This window comes from Wolbachia endosymbiont (group B) of Chesias legatella, from assembly GCF_964026945.1.
Taxonomy (GTDB): Bacteria; Pseudomonadota; Alphaproteobacteria; order Rickettsiales; family Anaplasmataceae; genus Wolbachia.
On record NZ_OZ034711.1, the window covers coordinates 1240234 to 1253661 of the forward strand.

Here is a 13428-nt window from a genome sequence, read left to right on the forward strand (position 1 = left end):
TAGTACTGCATACACAACTGCACGGACTTCCAATTTAGAAATTGCAAATCAATCCAAACACGCAAGTGTAATGTTACCGCCACATGCTGTAGTGTTGACACTTACAACCTTTTCTATAGAAAAACGTTGCAGATAATTAGGACCACCAGCTTTTGGTCCGGTACCTGACAGTCCTCTACCGCCAAATGGTTGTATTCCAACTGCTGCACCTATTTGATTGCGATTGATGTATACATTTCCAACTGATATTTTCTTGCTTATTAAATCGATCTGACTTTGTACACGGCTTTGCAAAGAAAACGTAAGTCCATATCCTGTATTGTTTATATCACTTATAACTTCATTTAACTGCGACTTATTAAAACGTATGATATGTAAAATAGGCCCAAACACTTCTTGCTTTAATTGCGAAATTTTTTGTATCTCATAAATGTACGGAGGAAAGAAATAACCATTATAAGAATTTGTATCCATGGGTACCTTGGACAAAAGGTTTGAATCTTCATCCCTTGATATCTTTTCCGTATGTTTAGTGAGCATATCAATAGATGCTTTGTCAATTATTGGACCAATATCTGTGCTCAGTTGTATTGGGTCACCTATCTTTAGTTCTTGAGCTGCATTGCATATCATTTTTATTTGTTTTTCTGCTATATCTTCTTGAATAAATAGCACTCTGAGAGCAGAACAACGTTGACCGCCACTGCGAAATGCAGAAATTAAAACATCCTTAGTTACCTGCTCTAAAAGAGCAGAACTATCAACAATCATAGCATTTAATCCACCAGTCTCAGCGATAAGTGGCACAATAGGACCATCTCTACTAGCAAGCATTCGATTAATTATTTGAGCAGTTTGTGTTGAACCAGTAAAAGCTACACCGGAAATTCTATTATCTGGCACTAATGTTTTACCTAAATACCAACCATCCCCTGGAATAAGGTGTAGCACATTTTTTGGTATTCCAGCTTCGTGTAGTATCTTAACGGCTTCACAGGCAATAATCGGCGTTTGCTCTGCCGGTTTTGCCAGCACTGCATTACCTGCTGCAAGTGCAGCTGAAACCTGTCCAATGAAGATAGCGAGTGGAAAATTCCACGGTGATATGCATAAGAAAACTCCTCTGCCTTCAAAAAAGATGAAGTTATCTTCACCTGTTGGACCTGGCAATTTTTTCCAGTCATTCAGTTCATTTTTTGCTATCATTGCATAATAGCGCAAAAAGTCGATTGCCTCTCTTACTTCTGCTATTGCATCGGATAAAATTTTTCCTGCTTCTACAATCAGAATATAAATTAACTCTTTCATCCTTTCCTCAAGCAAATCTGCAGCTTTTTCAAGGCATTTAGCGCGCTCTTCTGCTGAAACATTCTGCCACTTAGTAAAAGCACTATGTGCTATTTCAAGAGCATTTAAAGCCTGAGCACTTGTTGCACTTGACACTTCTCCAATTACATTTTCCAAATGTGCAGGATTCACTACTTCGGTAAATTCCGCACTGTCAAGAAACGACTCTCCATCAATTATTGGGCCAACTTGCCATTTCTTTTCACTAAATTCCCTTATATCATTTGCAAATTGTGAAACTGCAATTGAATCGCTAATATCCATCCCCAAGGAGTTTTTTCTTTCCTCTCCAAAAATATCTCTTGGCAACGGGATGCTTGGATGAGGCTCATATTCTAAGCTTTTAGCTTTTTCTAATGGATCTGAGACTAATTCTTCAATTTTAACGTCAGAATCATTTACTTGATTGACAAACGAGCTATTAGCTCCATTTTCAAGAAGGCGCCTAATAAGATATGGTAATAAATCACTATGTTTACCAACCGGTGCATATATACGACAATTGATGCTTGTTGCAAGTTCTGAAATTGCATAATCATACAAACTTTTACCCATTCCATGTAAGCGCTGAAACTCAAACCCAGGATGATTTTTATCGGCAAGCTCTATTATAGTAGCAAAAGTATAAGCATTATGAGTTCCAAAACATGGATAAAAGTGATTCTCTTTGCTTAAAAGTTTCTGCGCACAGGCAAGATAGCATACATCTGTGTGGCTTTTTCTAGTAAACACCGGATAACCAATTAACCCTAATTCTTGTGTGCGCTTGATTTCTGAGTCCCAATATGCTCCTTTTACAAGCCTCACCATAATTTTATGCTTTGATCGAATGGCAACATCTTCAACAAAATCAAGAACAGATAAAGCACGTTTTTGATACGCTTGCACAGCCAAGCCAAGCCCCTCCCACTTAGAAAGTGAATCATCAAGACGCAATTGCTCAAATAAAACTAATGACATCTCAAGTCTTTCTGATTCTTCTGCATCTATACAAAGTGAAATGTTATATTTCTTCGCTTCATGACACAGTTCCAGCAACTTAGCTCTCAGCTCTTCAGCTATATTACCAAATTGGCTAAATTCATAACGTGAGTGCAGTGAAGACAATTTGATTGAAACCCCTTGAGATTTAAAGCAATCATTTATGTCAGCAGATTCACCTATGGCTTTTATTGCATGCATGTATAAATTAAAATACTCTTCCGCATCCTCAACTGTGCAAGCAGATTCACCAAGCATATCAAAAGAGCATAAATACTTACTGTAGTCATCTGATTTCACACTTTCCAATGCTTTTTCTATAGTTTCTCCAACAATAAAATGCTTGCCAAGAATGGATATTGCTTGTTTCACCGCTTTGCGGATTATTGGCTCTCCTAAATTTTTCAATAACCTGGAAATTATGTGATAGAATTTTGAATCCTCTTCATTGTTTCTCAATATACTGCTTCCTATAATTAAACTCCATGTAGAAGCATTAACAAACAATGAAGAGGAACGCCCCAGGTGTTTATTCCATTCTTGGTTGGCAATTTTATCTTTGATCAATTCATCTATTGTGTAATCGTCTGGTATTCTAAGTAATGATTCAGCAAGACACATTAGCGCTACTCCTTCTTCGTTAGAAAGTGAGTACTGTTGTATAAAAGAATCTATAATGCCTAATTTACTACCTCTAATCTTTTCGACAATTTGTTTTGCAATATTGTAAATTATGTTTTTTGAATCAGCCGAAAGTTCTGATTTTTCTACAAGATAGCGTACGTGACTTTTTTCATCAGCACGATAAAATGCCTGCAATCGTTTTCGTAATGTGTTAGGTTCTTGTATAGAACTGATCATAATTATCTACAAAACACCCTTTACCATATATAAGATAAGATTATATCATAACTTTACATCGAATAAATTACTATTTAAATAAAGAGCCAGAATCGATTCAAAAAACCTAGTTGATGACTGTGATAGCTCAAAAGGACTGCGCAAGTATATAGCTCAACACTCCACCACTAATCAAGTACTTAACCTCAGTTGCAGTTTGTACACAGCACTTGAGTTGAATGGATTGCTCTGAATCATCCTTTCTTTTAATGATACATTCTAGATTTCCATTTGGTACTACTTCACCTTTTATGCTCACTATCTCACTACCATCAAATATCTTTCTCGTTACTCCATCCTGAAATGCAAGTGGAAGAACACCCATACCGACCAAATTGGACCTATGTATGCGTTCAAAACTTTCTGCAATCACAGCTTTAATTCCCAGCAATGCAGTACCCTTTGCTGCCCAATCCCTACTTGAACCCGTACCATATTCTTTTCCTGCAATGACAACTAATGGAACAGCTTCTCTTTTATATTGCATTGCTGCATCAAAAATTGACATAGTTTCTTGAGAAGGAATATGTTTTGTATAGCCACCCTCAGCGCTCACCATTTTATTTCTTATTCTGATATTAGCAAAGGTTCCACGCATCATTACGTTGTGGTTACCGCGGCGAGATCCATATGAATTGAAATCTTGCGGTTCAACTCCAAGACCTTTTAAATATATGCCTGCAGGACTATTTGAGGCAATATTTCCAGCAGGGGAAATGTGGTCGGTAGTGACGCTATCGCCAAACATCGCTAGTATTTGCGCATTCTTTATATCAACTATGTTGCTTTTATTGTTCTTAGTCGATAAATTATCAAAATAGGGAGGGTTTTGTATATAAGTGCTTTTCGCGTCCCAATCATAGATTTCACTTTTCTCACACTTTATCTTTTGCCAATGCTCATCACCAGAAAAAACATCCTTATACTTTTGTATGAACATTTCACGCGTCACAACACTTTTAACACAGCTCTCAACTTCACTATTTGTTGGCCATATATCTTTGAGATAAACATCACTTCCATTCTTATCTTTGCATATAGGATCTTTTGTCAGGTCAATTTGTACAGTACCTGCAAGTGCATATGCAACAATAAGTGGCGGAGATGCCAAGTAATTAGCTTTGACTAAAGGATGGATTCTTCCTTCAAAGTTACGATTACCGGATAAAACTGCTGCAACAGTCAAGTTTTTATCCTTAATATCACTTTCTATATCTTCATTAAGCGGACCGGAGTTTCCAATACAAGTTGTACAGCCATACCCAACCAAATTAAAACCCAAAGCATTTAGATCTTCCTGTAACCCTGACTTTTCTAAATATTCTGTTACAACTTGTGACCCTGGAGCAAGAGAAGTTTTAACCCAAGGCTTTGATTTTAATCCAAGGTTGACTGCATTACGCGCTACAAGTCCAGCAGCAATCATTACACTTGGGTTTGAAGTATTAGTGCAGCTTGTTATTGCTGCAATAACTACACTTCCATCTTGGAGTTTATCGCTTTCCTCTGACTCATTAACTGGAAATGATTTAGAAAAAGATTCTGCCACTTGCGAAAGAAAAACCTTATCTTGCGGTCTTTTTGGACCGGCCATTACTGGCTCTACGCTCGATAAATCAAGCTCCAGTGTGTCAAAGAACGCCAATTCGTCATTACTACGCCACAGCCCTTGTTCTTTTGCATAGACTTCAACCAATTTAACCAACTCTTTTGGCCTTCCGGTTAAGTTTAAATAATCTAGTGTCTTCTGATCAATTGGAAAGAATCCACAAGTTGCACCATACTCTGGAGCCATATTAGCTATGGTTGCTCTATCTGCCAAAGATAAACAATCTAAGCCATCACCATAAAATTCCACAAATCTGCCAACAACGCCTTTTGTTCTCAGGATATTAGTAATCGTTAGCACTAGATCAGTTGCTGTTACTCCCTCTGAAAGTCTTCCTATTAATTTAAACCCTACTACTTCTGGAATTACCATACTAATTGGTTGACCAAGCATCACAGACTCAGCTTCTATGCCTCCAACACCCCAACCAAGGACTGATAACCCGTTAATCATTGTAGTGTGACTGTCAGTACCAACTAAAGTGTCAGGATATATGACCCCATCATTATTACACACAACTTGCGCTAAATACTCAAGGTTTACTTGATGGCAAATTCCAGTACCTGGTGGCACTACTCTAAAATTTGTGAAGGATGACTCTCCCCATTTTAAGAATTGATATCTCTCCAAATTTCTTTTTACTTCCAGTGCAACGTTTTTACCAAATGCAGAAGTGTTTCCGTAACTATCTACTTGAACAGAGTGATCGATCACAAGATCAACAGTTACAGATGGATTTATTTTGCTTGGATTACCTCCGTTTTTCTTCACATAATTACGCATTGAAGCTAAGTCAACGACAGCAGGAACTCCTGTGAAATCCTGCATCAAAACCCTTGCTGGCTTGTAGCTAATTTCGTGATTAATGTGTTTCTTGACGCAATTTGCTAATATCTTTATGTCATCTAATTTAACGCTTACTCCATCTTCGTTGCGCAATAAATTTTCAAGCAATACCTTGAGTGAACAAGGCAATTTGGTTAAATTTACTCCTAAGAATTTACCAGCGTTACTTAGGTTAAAGTAGTTATATAACCTTCCATCAATATTTAAAGTCATCTTTGCATTTAAAGAATTGTTCATCCTGTATTAGTTAAAATTGGAATTACTAGCGCTACTTTTTTGTTGTTGACTTTGCTGCTGATACATAGTTTCAAAATCTATAGGATCTAGCATAAGTGGAGGAAACCCACCACTACTTGTAGTTCTTGCAATTATTTCTCTTGCAAAAGGGAAAAGAAAAGTAGGTCCACCAATAAATAAAGCTTGTCTCACCTCTTCTTCACTTAGCTCTGTAAAGTTTTCTATTGAAAAAATACCGCAATACTTTACCTCGCAAATGAAAGCTATATCATCTTTTACATCTTCATCTTTTACCGTTGCTTTGGCTTCTATATGCAAAGTAATTTCATGAAAAGGCTTTTCTTCACTTATTCCTTTTTTATTTTCTGTTCCTTCTAATTTTGCTGAATTAATATTAACCATTACATTAATATCAGGAGCTTTACTAGAAGGAAGGAATGGCGAATTTGGATTCTCAAACGAAAAATCTTTGACATACTGACCATGAATTTTCATTTTGTGTTGTAACATTTCTTACTTCTCCTTTAATTAAGTTGAGATATTTAATACTTTCTTATATAATATATTCATTTATAAACGAATAGCAAACCTAACTATAGGCTAATATGCAAAACATATTTTTATCAAAAATTAATAATATTTAGATACTTTATATACCAAGGGGTTAAGTTACCATGATAGAGCTTGTAATATATGCTTTACTAGCGGCGTTTATTTTTTCACGCTTATATAATTCTTTAGGAAAATCAGCCAGTCTCAACCTAAAAAAGCTAACAGGTGTATTGGATGTAAGTCAAAGTAAAGAGGATGTAGTAGAAAATATCGAAGATTATATTTATAGCAATGACAAAAGTTCAATAGAAGCTACTTATGAACAAATATTACAAAAAAACAGAGAGTTCTCTATTTCCAATTTTATCGAAGGTTCAAACATAGCTTTTGAATTAATAATTAAATATTTTAACCAAGGAAATTTACCTCAATTAAAATCCCTTCTGGACAAAGATTTGTATAACAGCTTTGTGGACAAAATTAAACATCGTAAAGAGGTACACGAGTCTATAATTGTTTCTATCGTTTCACAAAAGATCTTAGAAATAAAACTAGTAAAAAACGTAATATTTGTTGCAGTATATTTCCTTTCAGAGCAAATTAACTTTGTTAAGAATAATGAAGGAGACATCATATCAGGTAGTATGTCTACCATTAACAAAGTTGAGGATGTATGGCAATTCAAAAAAAATATTAATTCATCAGACCCAACTTGGTTACTTGTTTCTATTAACTATAAGAAGGCAAGTAATGATAAAAATTTAACAACAAATGACAACTGATGGAAAGTAGGCTACGAGAAATAGTACTTGATACTGAAACTACAGGTCTTGACACTGAGTCTGGTCATCGAATTATTGAGATAGGATGTGTGGAATTAATTAATCGTATTCCAACAGGTAAAACATTTCATCGATATCTTAATCCAGAAAGAGATATACCTTACCACTCATTTAAGATTCATGGTATTAGTGAGGAGTTTTTGGAAGATAAACCACTATTTTCAGATGTTACACTTGAATTTCTTGACTTCATATCTAATGACATTTTGGTAATTCATAATGCTGAGTTCGATGTTAAGTTCCTTAATATGGAATTAGGCAAGTTAAATGCTAGGTTAATTTCCTCAGATAGAGTGCTAGATACATTGCCACTTGCAAGAAAAAAATTCATAGGGTCACCTGCTTCTTTAAATGCATTATGTAAACGTTTTGATATATCGCTGGAAGGTAGAGAGTTACACGGAGCATTAGTTGATGCTCAATTGCTTGCAAAGGTCTATGTTGAGCTTACAGGAGGATTGCAAACCTTTCTGTTTAATAATGAATGTGATCAGGACAATAACTCCACGTTTATCCAGCACAAAGTGCGAAATTTAGCTCGCAGAGAACACTCACCAAGTAGTGAAGAATTTGATGAGCATAAGAAACTGTTAGACAAAATTAACAATCCACTTTGGAAGGAATATGTTGAATCAGTCAACTAGTTAATATATGATTTAATTTTATTAGGAACGCTTTAATGGTAAAGTCTATAAGGTTATTGTCTAGTCTACTAATAGCATTAGCAGCTGTCTTCTTAGGTTATTGTTATTTTACTAAGAAAGGCATCTTTGTCCCATACAATACAGAAATTAAAATAGGTGGGGATTTTTCTTTGATTAACCAAAACGGGCAAATAGTACGCAGTAGTGATTTCAAAGATAAGTATATGATGATTTTTTTTGGATTTTCCTCATGTAAAAGAATTTGCCCTATGAACCTTGGAATAATTTCAGAAACACTTGCAAAGTTAGACGAGAAAACTGACAACAAGCTACAAACATTTTTTATCACAGTTGATCCTGAGCGCGATAATACAGAAAGGCTTAAAGAATTTCAGCAGCAATTTGACCATAGAATACAAATGCTCACTGGTGAAAGACAAAAAATAGATGAAGTAGTTGCAAAGTATAAAGTATATGCAAGTAAAGTAGATGGAGAAGAGGAAATTAACCATTCTTCAATGATATACCTTATTAGCCCTGAAGGAAAATATGTCACACACTTTGTAGCTGATTTAAATTCAGATGAAAGTCAATCTGATAAGATTCTGGCTGAGATAAAAAAATATGTAAGCTGAACTAAAGAGCTTAGCTTACTTTAAATTTATGCTAACAGCTATTTTGATTAAACTAAGTCGTTTTTTTAATTTTTTCTAGGATCAACTCAGCAGCTTTTTGTTCAGCAATTTTCTTACTAGGAGCGCATGCAGAAACTTTGTCATAACTCTCTATGCAAACTGATATAGTAAATTCAGGATTGTGTGCTGGTCCAGTTTGTTTTACAAGCTCATACTTTGGTAAAGGTAATTTATTTCTCTGAGTCCATTCTTGCAGTGAAGTTTTAGGATCTTGAGGAGGATCGAGGATGTCCTTAGCTAGCTTTTCCCAATGTCGGATAATAAATTTCTCAACACTCTCAAGTCCGCCGTCAATATAAATTGCACCTATTAGTGCTTCAAGCGAATTTTCTAAATTTTTTAAGTTACATTTTCCTCCGTTACAACGTTCACTATTATTCATGATAATAAAGTTACCTAACTCTATTTCTTTAGCAACATTAGCAATGGTACTGCCACAAACTAAATCCGTTTTTCTTTTTGCCAATGCTCCTTCTTTTTCTTCAGGAAACATTTTAAACAGCATAACAGACACAACCATATTCAAAACACTATCGCCCAAAAACTCTAGCCTTTCGTAGCTTACAACCTGGTCTTCGCTATTTCTCTTATTTACGCTTGGGTGGGTTAATGCCTCTTCTAATATTGCATAATCTGTAAATTTATAATTAATAACTTTAGATATTGTATCGTTCAAAACTCTCATATTAATCATTCAATAGAAAAGCACTCTCTATCATACCTCTACACTAAAAAGTTAGCTCTACTTTACTAAAACAATATCAATAACTTCCAAAATTAATGTATACAACCCACTGCTTCAGTAATGTTACTAAATCCATCTCTTTTTACCAATTCTGCAAGCTCCAGATTGATTTTGTTCACAACTTGATGCCCCTGGTATACAAGAGCAGTGTACAGTTGTACTAAAGAGGCTCCTGCCTTTATTTTTTCATATGCATCAACACCACTTGAAATTCCTCCGCATCCTATCAATAGAATTCTGCTTTTAGTAAGCTTGTACATGTCACTCAATAACTCGGTTGAAAGTTGAAATAATGGCCTGCCGCTCAACCCACCACTCTCATTATAGTAAGAATCTCGACTTATCGTAGTGTTGCTTACTATTAAGCCGTCAATTTTATATTCTAGTGTAAGCTCAGCGATATTTTCTTTTGTTTGCTGATCTATATCTGGAGAAATTTTTAATATTATCGGTATGGATTCAGAGCTATCGATTGATTTCCGGGTTAGAGTGATAGATTTCAACAATTTGGATAATTCTTGTTTATTGTGCAAATCGCGCAAGTTAGGTGTGTTTGGGGATGAGATGTTCAGTACTATATAATTGCTCTTTCCATATACTATCTTTATTAAGTCAACATAATCGCTGATTTGGTCCTTTGATGTACTGTTTCTTCCTATATTTATACCAAAAATACAATCACCAAGTTTAGTTTCACTTATCTGTTTAAGAAAATAGTCTACTCCTTTATTATTAAATCCCAATCTATTAATTATTCCTTCATCTTTAATTAATCGAAAAATTCTCGGTTTTTTGTTTCCATATTGGGGATGTTTAGTTACAGTACCAGCCTCAATAAATCCAAAACCAAATGAGAGCATCGGCTTTACAACTTCCGCATTTTTATCAAAACCTGCAGCAAGACCTACAGGACTCCTAATTTTATTACCAAAAAAGTTTACATTTAAAGACTTAGGTAGTTCTATAGGTTTCCTACAGGGCATCTTTTTTAACGCCGTTATTACCAAGGAGTGAGCAATTTCAGGCGGCAGTAAAAACAATAAATTACGTAATATCATTTTGTAAAACACTTTGCTTATTTTTAGTTTATTTTTTACCATGCAACAAGAATAACTTAGAAAGCTTGAGGTTTATCAAAATAGTAAGTATATATAGTATTTCCTAAAGTAAATGATAAAGGTATAATGAAGTATTTGAGTTATAATGGCATATAGTGTGGATTTAAGGGAAAAGGCAGTATTGATGATAGAAAAAGGGAAGACAAAGGTTGAGATAGCAGAGCTCATGGAGATAGGAATAGCAACTCTGTACCGCTGGTTAAAAAAGAAAGCTGCTGGTGAAAGCCTAAAGCCATCTAAAAACGGTAGCTTTATTCGAAAAATAGACCCAAAAATACTCGAAGAATATGTTACAAAGAATCCAGATCATACTCTGGCAGAGATGAAACAAAATCTTGGATTTGGAATAAATTCAATTTGGTATAGACTAAAACAGCTAAAAATTACTTTAAAAAAAAGTCACACTATATCAAGAGCGCAATCAAGAAGATAGGCAGCAATTTATTGATAAAATCTCAAAAATAGACCATTCCAGCATCTTATATATAGATGAAGCAGGAGTTGATAATAAGTTATACCGAGAATATGGACGTGCTCCAAGAGGAAAGAAAATTTATGCAGATATTCCAGGGAGAACTCGAGAGAGAATCAGTATAGTAGCCGGGTGGATTGGAATGAGATTTATTGCACCAATGACTTTCAAAGGTGGGTGTGACAAAGAGGTATTCAATATATGGTTGGAGAAGATGTTATTACCTAAATTGCCACTTGGCACAACCATAGTTATGGATAATGCTACATTTCATAAGACCACTAAAACAAAATCATTAATAGAGTCTTTTGGCTGTCATGTGCTGTATCTTCCAACATATTCACCAGATTTGAATCCCATAGAACACTGTTGGCATACCATCAAAAGCCGCCTCAGACCTCTAATGTATAAATGTACAGACTTACAACTTTTGGTTGGTAATACCATAATGGAAATTTATCATTCATTTTAGAAAATACTATAGTTTCTATGAGTAGTAAAAACTAATTTTTCTGAAGGGAAACCAGAACTTGATCAGTATTTTTATCTACTAATTCGAGGTAGCCAAATTTGTTAATTTGAGATTTTATTAGTATAGGAATCTTATTTCGATTTAAATAAAATCCCTGTTTTGATTGTTTATTAATCCGCAACCTTACATCCCCATTTTTCCAAGCAAGCATCTTATTTATTCCAGATTTTTCTTTACAATTATCTTCATTTACAAATCCTAAGTATTCATCTTCTGAAGAAGATATTGCAATCTTGCATATTCTATACCCTACCCAATTCCCTAGATATGGATCAGTATCGTCTTTTTCGTGAAGCTTGAACTCTCCTTTGACATACTCCCATGGAGCTTTTGCATCACCTACCTTTTTTAGAAAGAGTACGTCCTGATCAAAGTTTATAATGGTCCTTGTATGAAATGTTGTTAAGCTTGTGTCCCATAATAGTTTTTCTGTGATGCTAAAATGCTCTTTATCCTTTTGCATATTTTGAAATGATACGATTATCACATCTGCTCCAACTTCTCTTCCATAGTTAACATATTGACTAGCACGCCCATGTTTGGCTGTGAATGATGACTTACCTATTAACAGAAAGTCATTAAATAACGCATTATATATAGTCTGTGCACTGTAAGCTGTACCGACGTAAACCGGCTGTTTGTTGGATGAAGGGTACTTTTCTGGTGCAAGATGAGTATACGAGCTCTTTAATAAATAGTGAAAAGTGCAACTGGTAAGCAAGAAGGGCAAACCAATCAATAATAAAACTTCTGTTAATCTCTTTGGCATTTTACTGCTTATATTTTGAATATAGTATCTTATTTTTTTAAATATTTCATTAAAAGCCACACTTCTTGTTAAAATTTCAGAAGAAAAAACGATCTAATTGGAGTAAGAGGCCGGGACCGGAATTGAACCGGTATAAAAGGATTTGCAGTCCTCCGCATAAGCCATTCTGCCACCCAGCCGTTTTTTATGCGTAGATATCCATTATATCTTTTAGCATAGATAAAGCATCCTCTCTTTTTCTTTGAAAAGTGTTACGCCCGATAATTGAACCATTACCACCGCCTTGCTTAATTTCTTTCGCTTCATTGCATATGTCATTCACTGATTTCGACTCGCCACCAGAAAAAACTACTACTCTTTTCCCTGCAAAACAAGATCTTTTAACATATTCAATTCTTTTAGATAATGACTCAATATTTTCTGTTTCTATTTTCTCCCTTTCCAAATAGTTAATTGGAAGTTTTACTTTGATTATATTAGCGCCAAGTAAAGCTGCTATGTGCGCAGCATAGGCAATAACATCAACTGCTGTTTCGCCTTCTTTGGAAATTCCTTCACCGCGTGGATAAGACCATAGCACTACGGCAAGGCCGCAAGACTTAGCCTCAGCTATAATTTCGCGAGCTTCTTCCATCATATCGAAGCACTTAGCAGAACCAGGATATATAGTAAACCCAACAGCTACGCAACCCAAACGCAGGGCATCTTTTACAGAAGCAGTTATTGCTTGATCTGAAGTTAAGCTTTTTGAGTGCAAAGAGTTAGCGCTATTAAGCTTCAAAATAAGTGGTAGCATTCCAGCATAAGTTGAAGCACCAGCTTCGATCATACCAAGCGGAGCAGCATATGCACTTACTCCTGAATCAACTGCAAGCTGAAAATGATAATGTGGATCGTAAGCATCAGGGTTAACTTCAAAACTTTTTATTGGTCCGTGCTCAAATCCCTGGTCTACAGGGAGAATTACTAACTTGCCAGTTCCACCAAGTTTCCCATGCATAAGAATGCGAGTAAGATTCGCTTTTACTCCAGGGTTTTCACTTTCGTAGTAACTTAGGATTTGTTTTACTTCTTCACTCATTAATATCTTCAAATTTATTTAAAGTGTAGCAAAAAACTATAGTTGAAGCAAAGACCTT

General features: G+C 35.2%; 12 protein-coding genes and 1 tRNA gene. 5 read left to right on the forward strand and 8 right to left on the reverse strand.

Annotation, left to right across the window (positions count from 1 at the left end; genetic code table 11):
* Nucleotides 1-48: 48 nt before the first annotated feature.
* From putA to secB, 3 genes are all read right to left on the reverse strand, one after another.
* Complete coding sequence (putA, locus tag AAGD65_RS05760) at nt 49-3189, reverse strand: bifunctional proline dehydrogenase/L-glutamate gamma-semialdehyde dehydrogenase PutA (protein WP_264682613.1); 3141 nt, start codon at nt 3187-3189, stop codon at nt 49-51.
* A gap of 127 nt (nt 3190-3316) precedes the next feature.
* Nucleotides 3317-5920, reverse strand: coding sequence for an aconitate hydratase AcnA (gene acnA / locus AAGD65_RS05765; protein ID WP_264682612.1), 2604 nt, complete (start codon nt 5918-5920; stop codon nt 3317-3319).
* Nucleotides 5921-5926: 6 nt separating this feature from the next.
* Entirely contained in the window at nt 5927-6430 is a 504-nt protein-coding gene (gene secB, locus AAGD65_RS05770) for a protein-export chaperone SecB (RefSeq protein ID WP_264682611.1), read from the reverse strand.
* Nucleotides 6431-6594: 164 nt separating this feature from the next.
* Here secB and AAGD65_RS05775 point away from each other — a divergent pair, with 164 nt between their 5' ends.
* Genes AAGD65_RS05775 through AAGD65_RS05785 form a run of 3 tightly spaced genes read left to right on the forward strand, consistent with a single transcriptional unit; the run spans nt 6595 to nt 8593 of the window.
* On the forward strand, nt 6595-7254 hold the full coding sequence (locus AAGD65_RS05775) for a Tim44/TimA family putative adaptor protein (RefSeq protein ID WP_264682610.1): 660 nt from the start codon (nt 6595-6597) through the stop codon (nt 7252-7254).
* On the forward strand, nt 7254-7958 hold the full coding sequence (dnaQ, locus tag AAGD65_RS05780; RefSeq protein ID WP_264374568.1) for a DNA polymerase III subunit epsilon: 705 nt from the start codon (nt 7254-7256) through the stop codon (nt 7956-7958). The genes AAGD65_RS05775 and dnaQ overlap by 1 nt, the downstream gene beginning before the upstream one ends.
* 35 nt (nt 7959-7993) lie before the next feature.
* Nucleotides 7994-8593 (forward strand): SCO family protein, encoded by a 600-nt coding sequence (locus AAGD65_RS05785; protein WP_264682609.1) that lies wholly within the window; start codon nt 7994-7996, stop codon nt 8591-8593.
* A gap of 52 nt (nt 8594-8645) precedes the next feature.
* Here the strand turns inward: AAGD65_RS05785 and rnc are convergent, their stop codons facing one another.
* A complete protein-coding gene (gene rnc, locus AAGD65_RS05790; protein ID WP_012481989.1) occupies nt 8646-9338 on the reverse strand; it encodes a ribonuclease III in 693 nt (230 codons plus the stop codon).
* Nucleotides 9339-9430: 92 nt separating this feature from the next.
* Complete coding sequence (locus tag AAGD65_RS05795; protein ID WP_264682608.1) at nt 9431-10498, reverse strand: quinone-dependent dihydroorotate dehydrogenase; 1068 nt, start codon at nt 10496-10498, stop codon at nt 9431-9433.
* 103 nt (nt 10499-10601) lie between these two features.
* Between AAGD65_RS05795 and AAGD65_RS05800 the strand changes: the two genes are divergently transcribed.
* A complete protein-coding gene (locus AAGD65_RS05800) occupies nt 10602-10949 on the forward strand; it encodes a transposase (RefSeq protein WP_264336399.1) in 348 nt (115 codons plus the stop codon).
* Between the two features lie 28 nt (nt 10950-10977).
* Nucleotides 10978-11460: an IS630 family transposase gene (locus tag AAGD65_RS05805; protein ID WP_252154099.1), complete on the forward strand. Its 483-nt coding sequence runs from the start codon at nt 10978-10980 to the stop codon at nt 11458-11460.
* A 31-nt stretch (nt 11461-11491) separates the two neighbouring features.
* Here the strand turns inward: AAGD65_RS05805 and AAGD65_RS05810 are convergent, their stop codons facing one another.
* The 3 genes from AAGD65_RS05810 to AAGD65_RS05820 form a co-directional block, all read right to left on the reverse strand.
* Nucleotides 11492-12289 (reverse strand): hypothetical protein, encoded by a 798-nt coding sequence (locus AAGD65_RS05810; RefSeq protein ID WP_006015735.1) that lies wholly within the window; start codon nt 12287-12289, stop codon nt 11492-11494.
* A gap of 107 nt (nt 12290-12396) precedes the next feature.
* Nucleotides 12397-12468 (reverse strand) — tRNA-Cys (locus tag AAGD65_RS05815).
* A 5-nt stretch (nt 12469-12473) separates the two neighbouring features.
* The gene (locus tag AAGD65_RS05820; protein WP_264682607.1) at nt 12474-13370 is read right to left on the reverse strand and encodes a class I fructose-bisphosphate aldolase; all 897 of its coding nucleotides are present in this window, start codon (nt 13368-13370) and stop codon (nt 12474-12476) included.
* Between the last annotated feature and the right edge of the window lie 58 nt (nt 13371-13428).

Excerpts from the sequence above, each read along its gene's own strand:
- AAGD65_RS05820 (WP_264682607.1), bottom strand. The coding sequence starts at position 13,370 with ATGAGTGAAGAAGTAAAACAAATCCTAAGTTACTACGAAAGTGAAAAC.
- AAGD65_RS05810 (WP_006015735.1), bottom strand. The coding sequence starts at position 12,289 with ATGCCAAAGAGATTAACAGAAGTTTTATTATTGATTGGTTTGCCCTTC.
- dnaQ (WP_264374568.1), top strand. The coding sequence starts at position 7,254 with ATGGAAAGTAGGCTACGAGAAATAGTACTTGATACTGAAACTACAGGT.
- AAGD65_RS05795 (WP_264682608.1), bottom strand. The coding sequence starts at position 10,498 with ATGGTAAAAAATAAACTAAAAATAAGCAAAGTGTTTTACAAAATGATA.
- acnA (WP_264682612.1), bottom strand. The coding sequence starts at position 5,920 with ATGAACAATTCTTTAAATGCAAAGATGACTTTAAATATTGATGGAAGG.
- AAGD65_RS05800 (WP_264336399.1), top strand. The coding sequence starts at position 10,602 with ATGGCATATAGTGTGGATTTAAGGGAAAAGGCAGTATTGATGATAGAA.
- secB (WP_264682611.1), bottom strand. The coding sequence starts at position 6,430 with ATGTTACAACACAAAATGAAAATTCATGGTCAGTATGTCAAAGATTTT.
- AAGD65_RS05785 (WP_264682609.1), top strand. The coding sequence starts at position 7,994 with ATGGTAAAGTCTATAAGGTTATTGTCTAGTCTACTAATAGCATTAGCA.
- putA (WP_264682613.1), bottom strand. The coding sequence starts at position 3,189 with ATGATCAGTTCTATACAAGAACCTAACACATTACGAAAACGATTGCAG.
- rnc (WP_012481989.1), bottom strand. The coding sequence starts at position 9,338 with ATGAGAGTTTTGAACGATACAATATCTAAAGTTATTAATTATAAATTT.
- AAGD65_RS05775 (WP_264682610.1), top strand. The coding sequence starts at position 6,595 with ATGATAGAGCTTGTAATATATGCTTTACTAGCGGCGTTTATTTTTTCA.